General features: G+C 62.4%; 18 protein-coding genes. 7 read left to right on the top strand and 11 right to left on the bottom strand.

Features of this window, described 5'->3' with window-relative positions:
• Positions 1-99 precede the first annotated feature (99 nt).
• From AC19YX_RS11100 to AC19YX_RS11055, 10 genes are all read right to left on the bottom strand, one after another.
• Positions 100-720: a TetR/AcrR family transcriptional regulator gene (locus AC19YX_RS11100; protein WP_078469440.1), complete on the bottom strand. Its 621-nt coding sequence runs from the start codon at positions 718-720 to the stop codon at positions 100-102.
• A 61-nt stretch (positions 721-781) separates the two neighbouring features.
• Complete coding sequence (phaC, locus tag AC19YX_RS11095) at positions 782-2,464, bottom strand: class II poly(R)-hydroxyalkanoic acid synthase (protein ID WP_201129117.1); 1,683 nt, start codon at positions 2,462-2,464, stop codon at positions 782-784.
• A 107-nt stretch (positions 2,465-2,571) separates the two neighbouring features.
• Positions 2,572-3,429, bottom strand: coding sequence for a poly(3-hydroxyalkanoate) depolymerase (gene phaZ / locus AC19YX_RS11090; RefSeq protein WP_078469442.1), 858 nt, complete (start codon positions 3,427-3,429; stop codon positions 2,572-2,574).
• Between the two features lie 137 nt (positions 3,430-3,566).
• Complete coding sequence (gene phaC, locus AC19YX_RS11085; RefSeq protein WP_078469443.1) at positions 3,567-5,246, bottom strand: class II poly(R)-hydroxyalkanoic acid synthase; 1,680 nt, start codon at positions 5,244-5,246, stop codon at positions 3,567-3,569.
• Positions 5,247-5,505: 259 nt separating this feature from the next.
• The gene (locus AC19YX_RS11080; protein WP_078469444.1) at positions 5,506-5,883 is read right to left on the bottom strand and encodes a gamma-butyrobetaine hydroxylase family protein; all 378 of its coding nucleotides are present in this window, start codon (positions 5,881-5,883) and stop codon (positions 5,506-5,508) included.
• 80 nt (positions 5,884-5,963) lie between these two features.
• On the bottom strand, positions 5,964-7,301 hold the full coding sequence (gene hslU, locus AC19YX_RS11075) for an ATP-dependent protease ATPase subunit HslU (RefSeq protein WP_020299468.1): 1,338 nt from the start codon (positions 7,299-7,301) through the stop codon (positions 5,964-5,966).
• A gap of 57 nt (positions 7,302-7,358) precedes the next feature.
• On the bottom strand, positions 7,359-7,889 hold the full coding sequence (hslV, locus tag AC19YX_RS11070; RefSeq protein WP_020299467.1) for an ATP-dependent protease subunit HslV: 531 nt from the start codon (positions 7,887-7,889) through the stop codon (positions 7,359-7,361).
• Between the two features lie 305 nt (positions 7,890-8,194).
• The gene (locus tag AC19YX_RS11065; RefSeq protein WP_078469445.1) at positions 8,195-8,893 is read right to left on the bottom strand and encodes an SPOR domain-containing protein; all 699 of its coding nucleotides are present in this window, start codon (positions 8,891-8,893) and stop codon (positions 8,195-8,197) included.
• Between the two features lies 1 nt (position 8,894).
• Entirely contained in the window at positions 8,895-10,631 is a 1,737-nt protein-coding gene (gene argS / locus AC19YX_RS11060; RefSeq protein WP_500606247.1) for an arginine--tRNA ligase, read from the bottom strand.
• 155 nt (positions 10,632-10,786) lie between these two features.
• Positions 10,787-13,006 (bottom strand): primosomal protein N', encoded by a 2,220-nt coding sequence (locus AC19YX_RS11055; protein ID WP_500606246.1) that lies wholly within the window; start codon positions 13,004-13,006, stop codon positions 10,787-10,789.
• Positions 13,007-13,174: 168 nt separating this feature from the next.
• Here AC19YX_RS11055 and rpmE point away from each other — a divergent pair, with 168 nt between their 5' ends.
• From rpmE to AC19YX_RS11040, 3 genes are all read left to right on the top strand, one after another.
• Positions 13,175-13,396, top strand: a complete 222-nt coding sequence (rpmE, locus tag AC19YX_RS11050; RefSeq protein ID WP_011058815.1) for a 50S ribosomal protein L31 — start codon at positions 13,175-13,177, stop codon at positions 13,394-13,396.
• Between the two features lie 41 nt (positions 13,397-13,437).
• Positions 13,438-14,217, top strand: a complete 780-nt coding sequence (locus AC19YX_RS11045) for a thermonuclease family protein (RefSeq protein WP_500606245.1) — start codon at positions 13,438-13,440, stop codon at positions 14,215-14,217.
• 187 nt (positions 14,218-14,404) lie between these two features.
• Positions 14,405-15,673, top strand: a complete 1,269-nt coding sequence (locus tag AC19YX_RS11040) for a malic enzyme-like NAD(P)-binding protein (protein WP_500606244.1) — start codon at positions 14,405-14,407, stop codon at positions 15,671-15,673.
• Positions 15,674-15,808: 135 nt separating this feature from the next.
• Here AC19YX_RS11040 and AC19YX_RS11035 read toward each other — a convergent pair whose 3' ends face one another.
• Positions 15,809-18,244, bottom strand: coding sequence for a penicillin-binding protein 1A (locus AC19YX_RS11035; RefSeq protein ID WP_500606379.1), 2,436 nt, complete (start codon positions 18,242-18,244; stop codon positions 15,809-15,811).
• Positions 18,245-18,474: 230 nt separating this feature from the next.
• Here AC19YX_RS11035 and AC19YX_RS11030 point away from each other — a divergent pair, with 230 nt between their 5' ends.
• From AC19YX_RS11030 to AC19YX_RS11015, 4 genes are read left to right on the top strand one after another with little or no spacing between them, the layout of a single operon-like run.
• Complete coding sequence (locus AC19YX_RS11030; RefSeq protein WP_500606243.1) at positions 18,475-19,524, top strand: pilus assembly protein PilM; 1,050 nt, start codon at positions 18,475-18,477, stop codon at positions 19,522-19,524.
• On the top strand, positions 19,524-20,090 hold the full coding sequence (locus AC19YX_RS11025; RefSeq protein WP_201129127.1) for a PilN domain-containing protein: 567 nt from the start codon (positions 19,524-19,526) through the stop codon (positions 20,088-20,090). The genes AC19YX_RS11030 and AC19YX_RS11025 overlap by 1 nt, the downstream gene beginning before the upstream one ends.
• On the top strand, positions 20,087-20,710 hold the full coding sequence (locus AC19YX_RS11020; protein WP_500606242.1) for a type IV pilus inner membrane component PilO: 624 nt from the start codon (positions 20,087-20,089) through the stop codon (positions 20,708-20,710). Before AC19YX_RS11025 ends, AC19YX_RS11020 begins: the two co-directional genes overlap by 4 nt.
• On the top strand, positions 20,707-21,234 hold the full coding sequence (locus tag AC19YX_RS11015) for a pilus assembly protein PilP (RefSeq protein ID WP_078469454.1): 528 nt from the start codon (positions 20,707-20,709) through the stop codon (positions 21,232-21,234). Before AC19YX_RS11020 ends, AC19YX_RS11015 begins: the two co-directional genes overlap by 4 nt.
• The last annotated feature ends 40 nt before the right edge of the window (positions 21,235-21,274 follow it).

Genomic DNA, 21,274 nt, shown 5'->3' with positions numbered 1-21,274 from the left:
AAAACGCCCGGCCTGCAAAGGTCGGGCGTTTTTGTTGCTGCCCGCCAGGGCTTGAATCCTTGAATGCACTGCTTGCCGGTCAGCACTGCCGACAGTGGCTTATTCATGCTGGTCCAGATACTGGCGTGCCATCTGTTCGGTTGCCATCTTGGCCGGCGGCAGCAAGTGCGGCGCCACCAGCATCATGATCTGGTACACCACCAGCCGCACCTCGCCTTCGCGGTCGAGGATGCGCTGGTAGTCCAGGGAAAACAGCAAGGTCATGGTGATCTGTTCCACCAGTTGGCCCAGGGCCTGGGTGTCGCTGACCAATTGACCGGCCGCCTTGAGTCGGGCCAGCAAGGACGCCAGGGTGCGTTTGAGGGCATTGAGCAGGTTGCGAATGCCCCTGGCCAGTTTCGGCAGGCGACCGGCCAGGTTCGACAGGTCCTGGAACAGGAAGCGGTAGTGCGCCAGGCGCTCGACGATCAGGTGCAAAAACAGCCAATAGTCTTCTGGAGCCAGCAACGCGTCGGCGGGCGGGTCCAGCAAGGGGGTCAGCTCGTTCTGGAAGCGCTCGAACAGGCCCAGGATCAACGGCTCCTTGCCGTGGAAATGGTAGTAGAGGTTGCCGGGGCTGATCCCCATTTCATTGGCAACTTCCATGGTCGAGACATTGGGTTCGCCCTTTTGGTTGAACAATTGCAGGGCACATTCGAGGATCCGGTCGCGGGTTTTCATCCAGTCTTCTTGATTGTTCCGTCAGGCCACGGCCCGCTGGCGGGCGTGGCGCCAGGGTTGTTCAGCGTACGTGCACGTAAGTGCCGGGTGCCGCTTCCATGGGTGGATAGTTCTGGTTGCCGAGGGTCATCTGGGTTTCGCGCTGGACGCCGGAACGCTCCTGAATCCAGCCCAGCCACTGAGTCCACCAACTGCCATCGACGTGCTTGGCGTCGTAGTACCAGGCGCGCGGGTCGCTGCTGAGCTTGGGGTTTTCAACGTAGTTGGCCTTGGGGTTGCTCGGCGGGTTGAGGATGCTCTGCACGTGGCCGCTGTTGGACAGCACGAAGCGCCGCTCGCCGCCCAGCAGCAGGGTCGAGCGATACACCGCGTCCCAGGGCGTGATGTGATCGTTGATCCCGGCCACGCTGAAGCTGTCGACATTGACCTTCTGCAGGTCGATCGGTGTGCCGCAGACCTCCAGGCCCCCGGCATGGCTCAACGGGTTGTGCTTGAAGAAGTCCAGCAGGTCGCCGTGCAGCGCGGCCGGCAGGCGGGTGTTGTCATTGTTCCAGTAGAGGATGTCAAAAGCCGGTGGCTCTTTGCCCAGCAGGTAGTTGTTGACCCAGTAATTCCAGATCAGGTCGTTGGGGCGCATCCAGGCGAAGACTTTGGCCATATCCCGGCCGTCCAGCACCCCTTGCTGATAGGAGCGGCGCTTGGCGGCTTCCAGGGTCTGTTCGTCGGCGAACAGGGTTGCGGGGCTGTCCATCTGGCTGTCGAGCAGGCTGACCAGGTAGCTGGCGCTGGACACCCGGCGCAATTGGCGCTTGGCCTGCAAGTGGCCTTGCAGGGCAGCGATGGTCAGGCCACCGGCGCAGGCGCCCATCAGGTTCACTTCGCGGCTGCCGGTGATCGCCCGGCACACATTCATCGCCTCTTCGGCTGCTTCGATGTAGCTGGAAAGCCCCCATTCTCGGTGGCGGATATCCGGGTTGCGCCAACTGATCATGAAGGTCTGCAAGCCGTTTTTCAGGGCGAACTGGACGAAGCTGTTGGCCGGGCTGAGGTCGAAAATGTAGTACTTGTTGATTTGCGGCGGCACGATCAGCAAGGGCTTGGCGTATTGTTTCTCGCTCATCGGCTTGTACTGGATCAGCTCCAGCAGCTCGTTGCGAAACACCACCGAGCCTGGAGTGGTGGCCAGGGTCTTGCCGATCTCGAAAGCCTGTTTGGTGACCTGGCTGGGCAGGCCGTTGTTGTGCAACAGGTCGTCCACCAGATGGCCAAGACCGCGAACCACGCTGTTGCCGCCGGAGTTGAACAGCTCCTTGATCGCCAGCGGGTTGAGCAAGGTGTTGGAGGGGGCGATGGCGTCATTGAGCAAGGTGAAGGCGAAATGCGCACGGGCGCGGTCGTCGTCGTTCATGCCACTGTCGTCGATCCAGTTCCTGGTCTGCTTTTGCCAACTCAGGTAAGCCTGCAGGCTGCGCCGATAGAAGGGGTTCAGGCTCCAGGTCGGGTCGGCGAACCGACTGTCCTGGGGGTTGGGTTTGTGCAGGGTCTCCCCCAGCAGTACCCGGCCCCATTGGCCGCCCAGGGCCAGGGCGTGCCGGGCGCTGTGCAGGGGGTTACGCAGGCCGTGAGCGGCCACGTTGCGCAGCGTCGACAACAGATCTCGGCCGCGCAGGCCGGTGATCGCGCTTTGAGCATTGATAAACGCGGCGGGCGTCGTCAACGAGCCTGTCGCTGGTTTTTCTCGCATGAGTCAACACTCCTTCGTCACCATCAACAAGCACACCAATCCAAGACAGACAACATAGTCGGTCCCGGGCCAACTTGCGCGCGAAGTCCTGTTCGACGTGCGCCTTCTCACGTACCGCTGAAAGGCGTCGGGTGCGGATGCATCACGGCCCGCTGCCGCTCCTCCTGGAGAAATTTCATGATGATCGGTGCAACCGCTTCGGCCCGGGTGATCAGAAACAGATGGCCGTCGTCGATGATGTGCAACTGAGCATTGGGGATGCGCCAGGCGAGCAGGCGCATATTGATCAGCGGGATCAGCGGGTCGTCGTCACCGGCCAGCACCAGGGTCGGCTGATGGATCTTGTGCAGCCAGTGGATGCTGGTCCAGCCCATGCCGGCGAACAATTGCCAGTAGTAGCCCAGTTTGCCAGCCGAACGCACCTTGGCCGCGTGTTCTGCGGCCAGGGACGGATCGCGACGAAAGGCGCCGCCATAGATCATCGGTGCGATGCGAATCACGTGGGAGGGCTGAATGTAGCGCCGTGGACTGGCCATCATCCACAGCACCTTGGGCTTGCCCGGGACCATGAAGGCGCCTGCGGCGGTAGCGGCCAGCACCAGCTTCTTGCAGCGCTCGGGATAGTCGTAGGCGAACTGCTGGGCCAGGGCGCCGCCCCACGACACGCCCACCGCATTGACCTGGCCATAGTCGAGGTAATCGAGCATGCGCGCGGTGAGCTTGGCCAGGCCGGGAAAGCGGTAAGGGTGGCTGGGCGTCGAGGAACCGCCGACGCCTGGCACATCGAACGCGATGACTTCCAGGTCCGGGTCCAGGGCCTGGACGAACGGAAACACCAGCTCCAGGTTGGCGCCGATGCCGTTGAAAATCAGCAGCGGGGTCAAGTGAGGCTTGCCTGGGCGTACGGCGGTGCGGATGGTCTGTCCATCCAGATCGACGGTACGAAATATGAACGGTTGAGGCATGCCTGGACCCTGTGAATTAAACCGCCGGAGCCGCCATCGTGGCTGAATCCGGATGACCCGAGGTGGGTATCCGCCTCGTCGAAAAGTAAGGCTGACGGCACCTCCAGGTGCCGGGTTGGTCATTGCCGGCGGACGGTTTACCGCTCGTGGACATAGGTGCCGGGTGCGGCTTCGGCGGCGGCGAACTTCTTGTTGCCCAGGGCGGTCGGCGACGCTTTCAGCTTGCCCGAGCGCTCGGCCTGCCAGGCCTGCCAGTGCAGCCACCAGGAGTCAGTGTGCTTGGTGGAGTTTTCCTGCCAGTCGTCGGCTTTGTCGGTCATTCCGGTGCCGGTCATGTAACGCGACTTGGGGTTGCCCGGCGGGTTGAGAATGCTCTGGATATGGCCGCTGCTGGACAGCACGAACTCGACATTGCCGCCAAACAGCTGGGCAGACTTGTAGCAGGACTTCCACGGCGTGATGTGATCGTTGGTGCCGGCCAGGGAGAAGATGTCGGCGGTGACTTGTTTCAGATCGATCGGCGTGCCGCACACTTCCAGTGCATTGGGCCGGATCAGTGGGTTGTTTTTGAACATCTCGATCAGGTCGCCGTGGAATGCCGCCGGCAGCCGGGTCGTGTCGTTGTTCCAGAACAGGATGTCGAACACCGGCGGCTCGTTGCCCAGCAGGTAGTTATTGACCCAGTAATTCCAGATCAGGTCGTTGGGACGCATCCAGGCGAAGACTTTTGCCATGTCGCGCCCTTCCAGGACACCGGCCTGGTAGGAGTGGCGTTTGGCCGCCTCCAGCGTCTGCTCGTCGACAAACAACGCCACATCGCTGTCCAGGGTGGTGTCGAGCACGCTCACCAGCAAGGTCAGGGCGTTGACCTTCTTCTCACCGATCGCGGCGTAGTGCCCGAGCAGGGCGGTGCAGGTAATGCCGCCGGAGCAGGCGCCGAGCATGTTCACGTCTTTGCTGCCGGTGATCGCGGTGACCACATCGACCGCTTCCTTGAGCGCCTCGATATAGGTCGACAGGCCCCACTCGCGCTGGGCCTTGGTCGGGTTGCGCCAACTGATGATAAAGGTCTGCACGTTGTTGCGCAGGCAGAAGCGCGCCAGGCTTTTGTCCGGGCTGAGGTCGAAGACATAGAACTTGTTGATCTGCGGCGGCACCACCAGCAGCGGGCGCTCGTGCACCTGTTCGGTGATTGGGCGGTATTGGATCAATTCCAGCACGTCGTTGCGAAACACCACCGCACCTTCGCTGGTGCCCAGGTTCTTGCCGACCTCGAAGGCGTCCATGTTGACCTGGCTGGGCATGCCGCCGTTGTGCACCAGGTCCTTGGCCAGGTGTGACAGGCCGTCGAGCAGACTCTTGCCGCCGGTTTCGAAGAAGCGCTTGACCGCCGCCGGGTTGGCCGCACTGTTGGTCGGGGCCATGGCTTCGGTCATCAGGTTGATCACGAAATGCCCGCGGCTGATGTCTTTGGGCGAGAGGTTACTGTCGTCGATCCAGTCGTGGAGCTCCTTGCGCCACGCCAGGTAGGTTTGCAGGTAACGCTTGTAGAGCGGATTCTGGCTCCAGGCCGGATCATTGAAGCGGCGGTCATCGCCAGCCGGTTGCAATTGCGATTTGCCGAACAGTACGTTTTTCAGTTCAAGACCGAAATGGGTGACGTGCTTGACACTGTGCAGCGGTTGTTTGATGGCCTGGGTGAGCACCATGCGAGCAGAGCCAAGAAGATCCTTTCGACGCAAGCCAATGACCGGATTTAGCCCCAGGGTGTTTTCCGAGGCTTGGGCTTTCAGGTCATCGTTATTCTTGTTACTCATCTACGACGCTCCATTGTCCTGAGACGAGTACCAGACCTGCTGTGTAGTCACACAGCAAAGATGCCAGGTACTACTGCTCGGGTGACCGTTGATTCCACATCGCTGCTTTGTTGCTGCACAAAGCATTGCAGGGAACTTGCCAGCTCCATTGGTTACCCGAGTTTAATTTTTTTCGCAAGCAGGCCAATGCATGGCACTGCGGCCAAGCATTCAAACAGATGAAATTAGAAAATGCGTTCTAATCAGTTGGAGGCTTGAGCTAGAGCATCAGCTTGACGATCGACTCGCTCGGATCGCGGGATTTTCCAGCCGCTTTGAGCTCGGCCAAATAATCGTTCCACAGCGTGTCCTGGCGCACTGCCAACTGGTACAGGTAGTCCCAGGTGAACAGGCCGCTGTCATGACCGTCGTCGAAGGTCAATTTCAGTGCGTACTGGCCGGCCGGTTCGACCTTGGTCAGGCCGACGTTGATCTTGCCCCATTGCAGGATGGGTTTGCCGTGGCCCTGGACCTCGGCGGAAGGAGAGTGCACGCGCAACAGCTCGGCGGGCAGGTGATAGACCTCGTCCGGCCCATAGGTCAGGGTCAGGGTTTTCGAGGCTTTGTGCAGGTTGATGGCAGTCGGGAGTTTGGTCATGGGGGGCAGCTTAAAGCTGCGAGCTGCAAGCCACAAGATGACCGCGGTCAACTTGCAGCTTGGCGCTCGTCACGGGTCGCTTAAAGAATGTAGCGCGACAGGTCTTCGTTCTGCGCCAATTCGCCGAGGTGGCTGTTGACGTAGGCGGCGTCGATGCGAATCGGCTCTTCGCCATGGGCGCTGGCCAGGTCACCGGCGCTGAACGACACCTCTTCGAGCAGACGCTCGAGCAGGGTGTGCAGACGGCGCGCACCGATGTTCTCGGTCTTCTCGTTGACCTGCCAGGCGATTTCCGCCAGGCGCTTGATGCCGTCGGGCAGGAACTCGATGGCCAGGCCTTCGGTTTTCAGCAACTCGCGATACTGCTCAGTCAACGAAGCATGGGGCTCGCTGAGGATGCGCTCGAAGTCGCCGGGGGTCAGGGCCTTGAGTTCGACGCGGATGGGCAGCCGGCCTTGCAACTCGGGGACCAGGTCGCTCGGTTTGCTCAAGTGGAAAGCACCGGAGGCGATGAACAGGATGTGGTCGGTCTTGACCATGCCCAGTTTGGTATTGACCGTGCAGCCTTCGATCAACGGCAGCAGGTCGCGCTGTACGCCTTCCCGGGAGACGTCGACGCCGCCCGAGTTGCCGCGCTTGGCGACCTTGTCGATTTCGTCGATGAACACGATGCCGTGCTGCTCGACCGCTTCCAGGGCCTTGGCTTTCAATTCTTCATCATTGACCAGGCGCCCGGCTTCTTCGTCGCGCACCAGCTTCAGCGCTTCCTTGACCTTGAGCTTGCGGTTCTTGCGCTTGCCCTTGCCCATGTTGGCGAACAGGCTTTGCAGCTGGTTGGTCATTTCTTCCATGCCCGGTGGCGCGGAGATATCGACGCCGGCGCTTTCCGCCACTTCGATCTCGATCTCCTTGTCATCCAGTTGCCCTTCGCGCAGGCGCTTGCGGAACAGCTGGCGGGTGTTGGAGTCCTGGGCGGGAGCGTCGTCGCTGCTGAAACCCATGCGTGCCGGGGGCAGCAGGGCGTCGAGAATGCGCTCTTCGGCAGCATCTTCGGCGCGATGGCGAACCTTGATGATTTCCTGCTCGCGAAACAGCTTGATCGCGGCATCGGCCAGGTCACGGATGATCGACTCGACATCGCGGCCGACGTAGCCGACTTCGGTGAACTTGGTCGCTTCGACCTTGATGAACGGTGCATTGGCCAGCTTGGCCAGGCGGCGGGCGATTTCGGTCTTGCCGACGCCGGTCGGGCCGATCATCAGGATGTTCTTGGGGGTTACTTCAACGCGCAGCTCTTCCGGCAGCTGCATCCGGCGCCAGCGGTTACGCAGGGCGATGGCGACGGCGCGCTTGGCATCGTCCTGGCCGATGATATGGCGGTTGAGTTCGTGGACGATTTCGCGGGGAGTCATGGACATAGTAGTTGGCGGTCCTCAAGCAAGAATAAATACCGTGGCCCTGGGCCTGTAGCGGATTTATTCCGCGAGATCCTGCTCCTCAATGGTGATGTTGTGGTTGGTGAATACGCAGATATCGCCGGCGATGCCGAGGGCGGTTTCAACGATTTCCCGGGCCGACAGGTCGGTTTTCTTCAGCAGGGCGCTGGCTGCGGCCTGGGCGAAGGCGCCGCCGGAACCCATGGCGATCAGGCCGTCTTCGGGTTCGACCACGTCACCGTTGCCGGTGATGATCAGGGAAGCGTCCTTGTTGGCCACGGCGAGCATGGCTTCCAGGCGGCTCAGGGAACGGTCGGTACGCCACTCCTTGGCCAGCTCGACAGCGGCGCGGACCAGATGGCCCTGGTGTTTTTCCAACTGGCCTTCGAAGCGCTCGAACAGGGTGAAGGCGTCAGCGGTGGCACCGGCGAAGCCGGCAATGACTTCACCGTGGTACAGGCGGCGCACTTTTTTGGCGTTGCCTTTCATCACGGTATTGCCCAGAGAAACCTGGCCGTCGCCGCCCATGACGACTTTGCCGTGGCGGCGAACTGAAACGATGGTGGTCAAGGGAGAGTCTCCACGCTGCGGGGCGAAAATGCCCTGATGGAAACTCATATGGGGGTGGTGAGAGGTTTTTCAACCGTGGGGCGGGGATAGAGACGAGCGGTGAGACGGGTCTAATGTCACAGAGTGTGACTTGCCAGACAGCGCAGCCGCACGTTGTAGCCGCTGCCGCAGGCGGGAGGGACTGCGTGGCTTTCACTGATGCTCCAGCGGCGGTCCTGATGGCCAGCGCTGCTTCGTGTCTCGGCAGTGGCTACGGGCGAATACGGTGGTGAGGGTATTGAGCCATACCCCCGCCACGGATTGGCTTAGCGGCTTTGGCGCTGTTGCAGCAGCAGGTTGCTGAAGCCGGCGCCGGCCAGTTGTTTCTGTGCGGTGGTCAGTTGCTCGCGGTTGCTGAACGGACCGACCAGCACCCGATACCAGGTCTCGTCCTTGACCGTGCCCGACTCCACGGCCACCGACTGCCCGAGCAGGATGATCTGTGCGCGCACCTTGTCGGCGTCGGCTTCCTTGCGGAACGAGCCCGCCTGCAGGAAGAACTTGGTGACCGCTGCGGCCTTGGCCACGGGCGGTGGCGGCGGCGGGGTGATGCCGGCCAGCGCCGCCTGTGCGCGGGCGGTGTCGATCTTCGCCGCTTCGGCTGGGGTGACCGGAGTGGTGGGAGTGGTCTGCGGCGTCGGCAGGGTTTTCTCCGGCACGGCCTCAGGCGGCACTATCACTTCCGATTCCGGCAGCAGGGTGTAGAAGTCGTATTTCGGCTTCACCGGTTGCTGCGGGCTCGGCGGGGTCTTGTTGGCCTCGGCGATCTTGCTGGCCTTTTGCTGCTCCAGCTTTTCCCGTTTGACGTTGTCGCCCTTGCCTGGCTCCAGCTTCATCAGGAACACGATAAACGCGCCGACGGTCAGGCCGATGGCCAGCCACAGCCAGCCCGGGATCGGTTTCTTCGCAGGAGCTTGGTAACGGCTGGCGCCACGCTTGGGTGCAGGTTTTTTCTTGGCAGCCAACTTACATGCGCTCCAGAGTTTCCAGACCCAGCAGTTCCAGGCCTTGCTTGAGTGTGCGGCCGGTCAGTGCGGCGAGGCGCAAGCGGCTCTGCATCTGAGCCGGGGTTTCGGCGTTCAGGATCGGGCAGTTCTCGTAGAAGCTGGAGAACAGGCCGGCCACATCGTACAGGTAGGTGCAGAGAATGTGCGGCGTGCCTTTTTCGCCAACGCTGTTGAGCACTTCACCGAACTGCGCCAGCTTGGCCGCCAGTTCCTGCTCGTGAGCGGCTTCGAGCACGATCTGCCCTTCGACCTGGCTGAAGTCCTTGCCCAGCTTGCGGAATACGCCAGCGACACGGGTGTAGGCGTACAGCAGGTAAGGCGCGGTGTTGCCTTCGAAATTGAGCATCAGGTCGAAGTTGAAGCTGTAGTCGCTGGTGCGGTGTTTGGACAGGTCGGCGTATTTGACCGCGCCAATACCCACCACGCGGGCGATGTTGCGCAGTTCGTTCTCGGCCAGTTCCGGGTTCTTTTCCTTGACCAGGGTGTAGGCGCGCTCCCGGGCTTCGGTCAGCAGGTCGATCAGCTTCACGGTGCCGCCGTCACGGGTCTTGAATGGACGGCCGTCAGCGCCGTTCATGGTGCCGAAGCCCATGTGCTCCATTTCCATCGGGTGGGTCACGAAGCCGGCCTTGCGTGCTACCGCGAACACCTGCTGGAAGTGCAGGGCCTGGCGCTGGTCGACGAAATACAGCGCGCGGTCGGCCTTGAGCACGCCGCTGCGGTAACGCACGGCGGCCAGGTCGGTGGTGGCGTAGAGGTAGCCGCCGTCGGCCTTGACGATGATCACCGGCAGCGGCTCGCCATCAGCGTCCTTGAACTCGTCGAGGAACACGCACTGGGCGCCTTTGCTCTCGACCAGCATGCCCTTGGCCTTGAGGTCATTGACCACGTTGATCAGGTCGTCGTTGTAGGCGCTTTCGCCCATCACGTCGGCCATGGTCAGTTTGACGTTGAGCAGCTCGTAGATCTTCTGGCAGTGGGACAGCGAGATGTCCTTGAACTTGGTCCACAGCGCCAGGCAGTCCGGGTCGCCGGCTTGCAGCTTGACCACCAGCCCACGGGCGCGGTCGGCGAACTCCGCAGACTCGTCGAAGCGCTGCTTGGCGGCGCGGTAGAAGTTTTCCAGGTCCGACAGCTCTTCGCTGGTGATCGGGTTTTCCTGCAGGTAGGCCATCAGCATGCCGAACTGGGTGCCCCAGTCGCCAACGTGGTTCTGGCGGATCACGGTATCGCCGAGGAACTCCAGGACCCGCGCCACGCCGTCGCCGATGATGGTCGAACGCAGGTGGCCAACGTGCATTTCCTTGGCCAGGTTTGGCGCCGAGAGGTCGACCACCGTGCGTTGTACCGGGCCAGCCTTCCGTACGCCAACCTGCTCATCGGCCAGGGCCGCATCCAGCCGGCTGGCCAGGGCCTGGGTGTTCTGGAAGAAGTTGATGAAGCCTGGGCCGGCAATTTCGGCCTTGGTCACGCTGCCATCGGCCGGCAGCGCGGCGATGATTTTTTCCGCCAGGTCTCGCGGTTTCATGCCGGCCGGCTTGGCCAGCATCATGGCGATATTGCTGGCGAAATCGCCGTGGGTCTTGTCGCGCGTGTTTTCTACCTGGATCGCCGGCGTCAGGCCTTCTGGCAACACACCGTCGTTGACGAGTTGGGTGATGGCTTGCTGGATGAGCTGGCGAATGGTGTCTTTCATGGTCTTCTCTTTCGACCGCAGGCGCGGCGGCGCTTCGATGCGCAGGTGGAAAAACTGGGCATTATCCGTTGCCGGGGCAGGCTTGCCAACCTTCGCACGCCCCGGACGGACGATTAACCGGTGCTGGGGGAGCAAGCTCCCGCGCCACAGGCTTATCAATATAGATCGACGGGATCCACATCCAGCGACCAGCGCACCTGGCGCCCGCTGGGCATCTGCTCCAGCACCAGCAGCCAACTGCTCAGCAGGCGGTGCAGGGGCGCGCGGGCGTTGGCCTGCAGCAGCAGCTGCGCGCGATAACGCCCGGCGCGGCGCTCCATCGGCGCCGGTACCGGGCCCAACAGCTCGATGCCGCCCAGGTTGTACTCGGCGAGCAGGCGTTCGGCTTCGCTGCAGGCTTCATCGAGAAACCCCTCGGCCTGCCCCGGTTTGTGGGCTTCGGCCCGCAGCAGCGCCAGGTGCGCAAAGGGCGGTAGCCCGGCGGCGCGGCGCTCGCTCAGGGCCTGTTCGGCAAAGGCGAAATAACCCTGTTCGGTCAGTTGCACCAGCAATGGGTGGTCGGCGAGGTGGGTCTGGATGATCACCTTGCCCGGCTCCTCGGCGCGTCCGGCACGGCCGGCGACCTGGACGATCAACTGGGCCATGCGTTCGCTGGCGCGGAAGTCACCGGAAAACAGCCCGCCGTCGGCATCCAGGATCGACACCAGGGTCACCCGGGGGAAGTGATGGCCCTTTGCGAGCATCTGCGTGCCCACCAGGATGCACGGGTGGCCCTTCTGGATGGTGGCGAACAACTGGTTCATCGCGTCCTTGCGCGAGGTGCTGTCGCGATCCACCCGCAGCACCGGGAAATCGGGAAACAGAATCCCCAGGCGCTCCTCGGCGCGCTCGGTGCCGGCGCCCACCGGACGCAAATCGACCTTGCCGCACTGCGGGCAGTGCCGCGGAACCCGCTCCACATGGCCGCAATGGTGACAGCGCAGTTCGCCGGAGCGCTGGTGCACGGTCATCCGCGCATCGCAGCGGTTGCATTCGGACATCCAGCCGCAGTCGTGGCACAGCAGGGTCGGCGCAAAGCCGCGGCGGTTGAGAAACACCAGCACCTGCTGGCCGGCGGCAAGCGTCTGGCCGATGGCCTGCTGCATCGGCCCGGAGATGCCGCTGTCCAGAGGGCGGCTTTTGACGTCGAGGCGCAAAAAGCGCGGTTGCTTGGCGCCGCCGGCGCGCTCGGTCAGGCGCAGCAGGCCATAACGGCCGGTGTAGGCGTTGTGCAGGCTTTCCAGGGACGGCGTGGCGGAGCCGAGGACGATCGGAATGTTTTCCTGGCGCGCGCGCACCAGGGCCAGATCGCGGGCGTGGTAGCGCAGGCCTTCCTGCTGTTTATAGGAGCCGTCGTGTTCTTCATCGATGATGATCAGCCCGGGGTTCTTCATCGGCGTGAACAGCGCCGAGCGGGTGCCGATAATAATGTCGGCATCGCCGTCCCGCGCCGCCAGCCAGGCGTCCAGGCGTTCGCGGTCATTGACGGCCGAGTGCAGCAGGGCGATGCGTGCATTGAAGCGCTGTTCGAAACGCGCCAGGGTCTGGGGCCCGAGGTTGATCTCCGGGATCAGCACCAGGGCTTGCTTGCCGGCTTCCAGGGTTTCGCGGATCAGTTGCAGGTAGACCTCGGTCTTGCCGCTGCCGGTAACGCCTGCGAGCAGGAACGCGTGGTAGCTGTCGAAACCCGCGCGGATGGCCTCGTAGGCGGCGCGCTGCTCATGGTTGAGGGGCAGTTCCGGCTGCGCCAGCCAGTGTTCATGGCGCGCTTCGGGGGCGTGCTTGCGGATCTCGACCTGGACCAGCTCCTTGGCCAGCAGCAGGTCGAGGCTGTCCTTGCTCAGCATCAACTTGCTCAGCAACTGATGGGCGACGCCGTGGGGGTGCTGGGCCAGGGTCGCCAGGGCTTCCCGCTGGCGTGGCGCGCGGGCGATACGCGGATCGTCCAGCTTGGCGCCGGGGCTGACCGACCAGAAGCGCTCCTGGCGCGCCTCGGCCAGCTCGCCCTGGCGCAGCAGCACCGGCAGTGCCCAGCTCAGGGTGTCGCCGAGGCTGTGCTGGTAATACTGCGAGGTCCACAGGCACAGTTTGAACAGCGCGGGCGGCAGCGGTGGGGTGGCGTCGAGCAGGGCGAGGGCCGGTTTGAGTTTCTCGGCGGGGACTTCGCTGCTGTCGGCGATCTCCACCAGGATGCCGATCATCTCCCGGCGACCAAAGGGCACTCGCAGGCGCATGCCCGGGTGCAACTGGGCTCGCAGGACGCCGGCCGGGGCACGGTAGTCGAACAGGCGGCGCAGGGGCGAAGGCAGGGCGAGGCGCAAGATGGCGTCGGGCACGCGGGGAAATCTCATGAACGGGCGGTAAAGAAGGCCCGGAGCCTAGCAGACGACCGGTGTAAGGGACAGCTTGCGTGATTGACGCGCTCTGGTAGAATCCGCGGCCTAATTACGTGCGGTATTCAACAATAGTGTTGGGTGGCGGCACGCTAGCCTGAGGAAGACACCATGAAAGCCGATATCCATCCAGTATACGAAGCCATTACCGCTACTTGCAGCTGCGGTAACGTCATCGAAACTCGCTCCACCCTGGCCAAGCCTCTGAGCCTGGACGTGTGCAACGAGTGCCACCCGTTCTACACCGGTAAGCAAAAAACTCTGGACGTTGGCGGCCGTGTCGACAAGTTCAAGTCGCGCTTCGGTGCTTTCGGCGCAACGAAAAAAGCCTAAGGCTGATCGTTCTGGAAAGCCAATACGGCCTTTCCTCGCTGATGAAAAAGGCGTCCCTGGTGGGCGCCTTTTTTGTGTCTGCGATTTGGCTGACAGCCGCCCAGGCATTTTGCCCAACCCCCAGCGGCCTGACGCCGGCCGTGGTGCAGCGCGTGGTCGATGGCGACACCCTGCGCCTGAAAGACGGTCGCAGCGTGCGCCTGATCGGCCTCAATGCGCCCGAGCTGGCGCGCCAAGGTCGTCCTGCCGAGCCCTTCGCGGTGGCGGCGCGTGCGCGTTTGCAGGCGTTGGTCAAGCAAGGCGCAGGGCGAGTGGGCTTGCGGCTCGGGGCCGAGACCAGCGACCGTTACGGCCGGACCCTGGCCTACGTCTACGGTGCCGATGGCAGTAACCTGGCCGCGCGTTTGCTGGCCGAGGGCCTGGCCTATCAGATTGCGATTGCGCCCAACGTCGCCCTGGCGTCCTGCCAGCGGGCTGCCGAAGACAGCGCGCGCCAGGCTCGGCTGGGCCTGTGGCGCCAGGCATCTGTACTGAAAGCGCAGCAGATCAGGGCCTCGGGCTTTGCCGTGCTCAGTGGGCGTGTGAGCAAGGTGCAACGCAATCGCGGTGGGGTTTGGATTGAGTTGCAGGGTTCGGTTGTATTGCACATTGCGCCCAAACTGCTGGCGAATTTCGATGCTTCGCTGCTGGATCGCCTCCAGGGTCGGGAAATCGAGGCGCGGGGCTGGGTCGTGGATCGCGCGCGAAAAGCACCGGTCAAGCCTGGTCAGGCTCGCTGGATGTTGCCGCTGACCGACCCAACGATGCTCGGAATGTTCTGATAAATAAAAATTGTAGACATTTTTTATTTGGATTGTGAACAGTTGTAGGCCTTGTGTTCCGTGGCTCTTGGGCCAAAGTCGTATGCCAGGGCCCTTGACAGGGGTGACTGGTCAGTCTTGTAGGGACTTTGCGACACGCGTATCCTCGGCGGTCCGTCTGTCCAACAGTAAAAAGCGGAATGCCCACATGTCTGATTTGAAAACTGCCGCTCTCGAATATCATGCCCATCCTCGTCCAGGAAAGCTGAGTGTCGAGCTCACCAAGGCCACTGCTACCGCTCGCGACCTGTCGCTGGCCTACAGCCCCGGCGTAGCCGAACCAGTACGCGAAATCGCCCGCGATCCTGAACTGGCCTACAAATACACCGGCAAGGGCAACCTGGTTGCAGTCATTTCCGATGGCACCGCGATTCTCGGCCTGGGTAACCTCGGTCCATTGGCTTCCAAGCCAGTCATGGAAGGCAAGGGCGTGCTGTTCAAGCGTTTCGCCGGCATTGACGTGTTCGACATCGAAGTCGACTCCGAAAGCCCGCAAGCCTTCATCGACACCGTCAAGCGTATCTCCATCACCTTCGGTGGCATCAACCTGGAAGACATCAAGGCACCTGAGTGCTTTGAGATCGAACGTGCTCTGATCGAGCAGTGCGACATTCCGGTATTCCACGATGACCAGCACGGCACCGCGATCGTTACTGCGGCCGGCATGATCAACGCCCTGGAAATCGCTGGCAAAACCCTGCCTGAAGCGAAAATCGTCTGCCTCGGTGCAGGCGCTGCGGCCATCTCCTGCATGAAGTTGCTGGTGAGCATGGGCGCCAATATCGAAAACATCTTCATGGTTGACCGTACCGGCGTGATCCACTCCGGCCGTGACGACCTGAACCAGTACAAGGCGGTGTTCGCCCACGCTACCGACAAGCGCAGCCTGGCTGACGCCCTGCAAGGCGCTGACGTGTTCGTTGGCCTGTCCGGCCCGAACCTGCTGAGCGCTGAAGGCCTGAAGTCGATGGCCGCCAACCCGATCGTGTTCGCGTGCTCGAACCCGGATCCGGAAATCGCTCCTGAGCTGGCCCACGCCACTCGTGACGACGTGATCATGGCCACCGGTCGTTCCGACTACCCGAACCAGGTCAACAACGTACTGGGCTTCCCGTTCATCTTCCGTGGTGCCCTGGACGTTCGCGCCAAGCGCATCAACGAAGAAATGAAAGTCGCCGCAGCCAACGCCCTGCGTGAACTGGCCAAACTGCCAGTGCCACAGGAAGTCTGCGACGCCTACGGCGGCATCAAGCTGGAATTCGGTCGTGAGTACATCATCCCGAAACCAATGGACGCCCGCCTGATCACCGTGATCTCCGATGCCGTGGCCAATGCCGCGATCGAGACTGGCGTAGCGACCCTGCCGTATCCGAAGAACTACCCGCTGAAAAGCGTGGATGACGTGTTCAACGGTTAACAGCAGCGCATAAAAAACCCGGCCTTTGAGCCGGGTTTTTTTATGGGCGTTTTGAGCTGCAAGCTACAGGCGGCAAGAAGCAGTGCGTACTGCTTCTCTCTTGCCGCTTGAAACTAAAAGCTCGCCGCTGCCCCCTTAGAACAAATCGGCTGGCGCTGATTCGTCGGCTGGCAGTGGGCTGCCCGGCACGCTGCCGTTGCCCAGTTCGTTGACCGACGGTGGGCTGTCTTCGCTTTTGAACAGCTCGAAGTAGGCGTTTGGCGTGCCTGGGGTGGCGGCGCGGCCACTGACCGGGTCGACCCGCAGGCTGAGGATGCCTTCCGGTTCAGGCTGGGTGTGTGGTGGCCGGCCCTTGAGCGCGGCGCCCATGTAGTTCATCCAGATCGGTAGGGCCACGGTGCCGCCGAATTCGCGGCGGCCGAGGCTTTCAGGCTGGTCGAAGCCGGTCCACACGGTGGTCACGTAATCGGCGTTGTAGCCGGAGAACCAGGCGTCCTTGGACTCGTTGGTGGTACCGGTCTTGCCTGCCAGGTCGGTGCGGCCCAGGGCCAGGGCGCGGCGCCCGGTGCCGAGCTTGATCACGTCCTGCAGCATGCTGTTGAGGATGTAGGTGGTGCGCCCGTCGACAATCCGCTCGGCAACGGCCGGGGTCTGGGCCACTGGCTGAGCCGGGTTTTCGCCGCCAACCTGGTTGACGGTGAAGGTCTGCTCGCTTGGCGCCGCGATGCCGCTGCTGGCGCTGACGCTGTTGGGCACGCTGGGCGGGTTGGCGGTGAACAGGTTCTCGCCGTTGCGGCTTTCGATCTTGTCGATGATGTACGGCGAGATCTTGTAGCCGCCATTGGCAAAGGTGCTCCAGCCGGTGGCGATTTCCATCGGGGTCAGGGTCGCGGTGCCCAGGGCCAGGGACAGGTTGCGTGGCAGGTCCTGCTTGTTGAAGCCGAACTTGCTGATGTAGTCGATGGTGCGGTCGACCCCCATGCTTTGCAGGAGGCGGATCGATACCAGGTTGCGCGACTTGTACAGCGCTTCGCGCATGCGAATCGGGCCGAGGAAGGTGTTGGTGTCGTTTTTCGGACGCCAGACCTTATCCAGGTATTCGTCGACGAACACGATCGGCGCATCGTTCACCAGGCTGGCGGCGGTGTAGCCGTTATCCAGGGCAGCGCTATAGACGAACGGCTTGAAGCTCGATCCGGGCTGGCGTTTGGCCTGCATGGCGCGGTTGTAGTTGCTTTGCTCGAAGGCGAAGCCGCCAACCAGTGCCCGAATGGCCCCGTTCTGTGGGTCCAGGGACACCAGGGCGCCCTGGGCCACGGGGATCTGGCTGAATTTCAGCGAGTTGTCAGCCTGGCGTTGTACGCGGATCAGGTCACCGACCTGGGCCACGTCCGATGGCTGCTTGGGCGCCGGGCCCATGCTGTTGGTGTTAAGGAAAGGGCGGGCCCATTTCATGCTGTCCCAGCTCACATGCTCTTCACCGGTGCGGGTCAGGACCTGCACGCCGGTCTTGTCGACCTGGGTGACGATGGCGGGTTCAAGCCCGCTGATAGGACGTTGTTTGGTCAGCTCCGAGGCCCAGGCTGCCTGGGTCTTGCCGGGCAGGCGGGATTCCGGGCCACGGTAACCGTGACGCTGGTCGTAGCTGATCAGGCCTTCATGAACGGCGGTGTTGGCCATTTCCTGCAGGTTGCTCGGCACCGTGGTGGTGACGCGGAAACCTTCGGTGTAGGCGTCGCTGCCGTAGCGCCCGACCATCTCGGCACGGGCCATTTCGGCGATGTACGGTGCGTTAACTTCGGGGGTCGGTACGTGGTAGCTGGCGTTGAGCGGCTCGTTGATCGCGGTGGTGTATGCCGCTTCGTCGATTTTGCCGAGCTTGTACATGCGGCCCAGGATCCAGTCGCGCCGCTCCTTACTGCGGGCCGGGTTGGCCAGCGGGTTGAAGCGCGACGGCGCCTTGGGCAGGCCGGCAATCATCGCCATCTGCGCCAGGCTCACGTCACGAATCGATTTGCCGTAATACACCTGCGCCGCCGCCTCGATGCCGTAGGCACGGTTACCCAGATAGATCTTGTTGACGTACAGCTCAAGGATTTCGTCCTTGGTCAGCTGGCGTTCGATCTGCAGGGCCAGGAGGATTTCCGTGGTCTTGCGCGAGAAGCTGCGTTCGCTGGTCAGGAAGAAGTTTTTTGCGACCTGCATGGTGATGGTGCTGCCGCCCGACTGGATGTGGCCACTCTTGACCAATTGGGTCGCGGCACGCATCAGGCTGCTGGGGTCAACACCGTAATGGTTAGCAAAGTTGTCGTCTTCAGCACTTAGTAACGCATTGATGAAGTTGGGGGGAATGTCGGCGAAACGTATCGGTGTACGGCGCATTTCGCCGAATTCTGCGATCAACTTGCCGTCGCTGCTGTAGACCCGGAGGGGAATCTGCAACTGGATACTTCTGAGCGCCTCTACGGACGGTAACCCAGGACTAAGATAGAGAAACGCGCCGGACAGAGCCAAAAGCAGCCCGCAGAACACAGCGACGATGGACCACCCGAAAAACTTCAGCAGACGAATCAAGGCTTTTGGATTTCCAGAGAAAGGAATGAATTAGGCGTCAGGGCATTCACGGCAAGTATTCACGGTAAATGGGATCGACCCACGCGGCAGGCAAAGCGGAAAAAAACGCTGGGCATTATAAGCATTTTCCGCCAAGGGCGTCATTTGCCGGTCTGTCAAGGCGCGGTGATTGAACGCAATGGGCATTAGGGAGTCCGTAACTCACGGAAAGTCATAGGGAATGGGTAGTGCTAGGACTCTTCAGTAAAAAGACGAGTTCCCTCCTGGGAATCGATATCAGCTCCACCTCGGTCAAGCTGGTCCAATTGAGCCGCGTCGGCGATCGCCACCGGGTCGAGGCCTACGCCGTGGAGGCGCTGCCTCACAGTGCGGTGGTCGAGAAGCGGATCGCCGAGCTTGAGGTGGTCGGGCAGGCCCTCTCGCGAGTAGTGCTCAAGGCCGATTCGCTCGGCAAGGGCGCAGCGGTGGCGATGGCCGGATCGGCAGTCATCAGCAAACTTATCCAGATGCCCGCCGGACTTTCCGACGAAGCGTTGGAAAACCAGCTCAAGGTCGAGGCCGGCCAATATATTCCCTACCCCCTGGACGAGGTCGCCATCGACTTTGAGGTCCAGGGCTGTTCTGCGCACCACCCGGACCAGGTGGACGTGCTGCTGGTGGCTTGTCGCAAGGAGCACGTCGAGGCGCGGGAAGCGGTCCTGGCGCTGGCGGGACTGACGGCGCGGGTGGTTGATATCGAGGTCGCCGCACTCGAGCGCGTCCTGGCGTTGCAGGTCGCGGTGCCGGGGCGGACTTCGGCGCTGGTCGATATCGGCGCCAGTATGACCACACTCAGCGTGCTGCACGACGGTCGAGTCATTTATAGCCGCGAACAATTGTTTGGCGGGCGCCAGTTGAGTGAAGCCATCCAGCGGCGTTATGGCCTGTCGGCCGATGAGGCCGAGCGGGCGAAGCATGATGGGCGTTTGCCGGACGACTACCCCGATCAGGTCCTGCAGCCGTTTTGCCAGGAGCTGGTGCAACAGGTCGCACGTTCCCTGCAGTTCTTTGCCGAATCGCCCCAGGCTCGGGCGCTGGATGACCTGCTGCTGGCGGGCGGTAGTGCCGGGTTGCCGGGTTTGGCGGAGGTCTTGGGCCGGGAGCTGGGTGTTGCGGTTCGGCTGGCCGATCCCTTCGCCGGCATGGTCATCGGTGACAAGGTCGATGCGTTGGCCCTGCAGCGTGACGGGCCGATGTTGATGATTGCCTGCGGCCTGGCGTTGCGAGGGCTCGACTGATGGCGCGGATCAACCTGTTGCCCTGGCGCGAAGAGTTGCGCGAGACGCGGCGCAAGCGTTTTTTCCTGACCCTGGGCGCAGTGCTGGTGGGCGGCTTGGCCGTGGTGCTGGTGGCCGAGCGCTACATTGATGCCGCGATCGAGCGACAACTGGCCCGCAATAACCACCTGAGCCAGCAGGCCGCCCACCTCGATCAGCGGATCGTGCAGATCAACGAACTCAAGGCCCATCGCCAGCAACTGATGGAGCGGATGAAGATCATCGAGGACCTGCAAGGTAACCGCTCGATCAGCGCGCGGGTGTTCGACCAGTTGGTGCGGACCCTGCCTGACGGGGTGTATTTCACCGACGTCTCCCAGGTGGGTACTACGCTGGCGATCTCCGGGTCCGCCGAGTCCAATGACCGGATCTCCGAGCTGATGCGTCAGCTGGACCGCTCCGAGTGGTTTGACGCGCCGGTGCTTGGCGAGGTCAAGGGAACGGCGGCCGAAGGTGCGAACCAGGCCAGCCGCTTCCAACTGAGCGTGCGTCAGACCCGGGCTGCCGCGCCGGAGGACCAGCAGTGAGCATCAGCCGTTGGTTTGCCGCGTTGCGCAAAACGGAATGGGGCGAGCTGGGTACCCACAACATTGGCTCCTGGCCGATCACGGTCAAGACGGCCGTGGCCGGTCTGGTGCTGCTGGTGGTGCTGGCGACGGGCTACAACCTTTATCTCAGCGGTTCGCTGGAACAACTGGAGCACAAGCGCGGGGAGGAGGTGCAGCTCAAGCAGCAGTTCGCCAGCAAGGCCCGCCAGGCTGCGAACCTTGAGCGCTACAGCGAGCAGCTGCATGTCATGCAGAACGCCTTCGGGCTCTTGCTGCGGCAACTGCCCAGCGATACCGAGGTGCCCGGCCTGTTGGAAGACATCAGCCGGACCGGACTGGGCAGTGGCCTGGAGTTCGAGGAGATCAAACTGCTGCCGGAGGTGACGCGGCCGTTCTATATCGAGCTGCCGATCCAGATCACCGTGATCGGTGCCTACCATGACCTGGCAACCTTCGTCAGCGGTGTCTCCGGACTGCCGCGCATCGTGACCCTGCATGATTTCGAGATCAAACCGCTGGCGGCGGGCGACGGCTCCCGGTTGCGCATGAGCATCCAGGCCCGGACCTATCGCTACAACGGCCAGGAGTCGCAGCGATGAACGTGCGGCAGTGGGGCCTGATGGTGATGCTGGGCGGCAGTTTGAGCGGCTGCGATGGCCGCGATGATTTCAGTGATCTGGACGCCTACATGAATCAGATGCGCCTGCAGCCGCCGGCGCAGATTGAACCAACGCCGGCAATCCGGTCTTACCCATCATTCACCTATGACGCAGCGTCGTTGCGCAGCCCGTTCCAGCCGCCACTCAGGGTCGATCCGGCGGGACGACTTCGGGGTTCGAGCAACGTGGCGCCGGACCCGGCCCGGGTGAAGCAGTTTCTCGAAGGGTTCGGCATTGAACAGTTCGAGATGGTCGGGACCCTTTCCAATGCTTCCGGATCCTTTGCATTGCTGCGCGGTGCGGGTGGTGTGTACCGGCTGAAAGTCGGTGACTACCTGGGGCGCAACGATGGCCGAGTCATCGCTATCAGCGATTCACAGATCGAGGTGGTCGAGATTGTTCCCGATGGAGCGGGAGCCTGGCTGGAGCGACCACGGACGATCCCCTTGAAAGAGCACTCTTAGTGGAACTCGAATAATGAACAGGATTCTTTCAGCCTTCGGC

Source organism: Pseudomonas sp. MF09150, assembly GCF_059862355.1.
The sequence above is the reverse complement of the archived record's forward strand: the minus strand, read 5'-3'. Positions and strand labels throughout refer to the sequence as shown.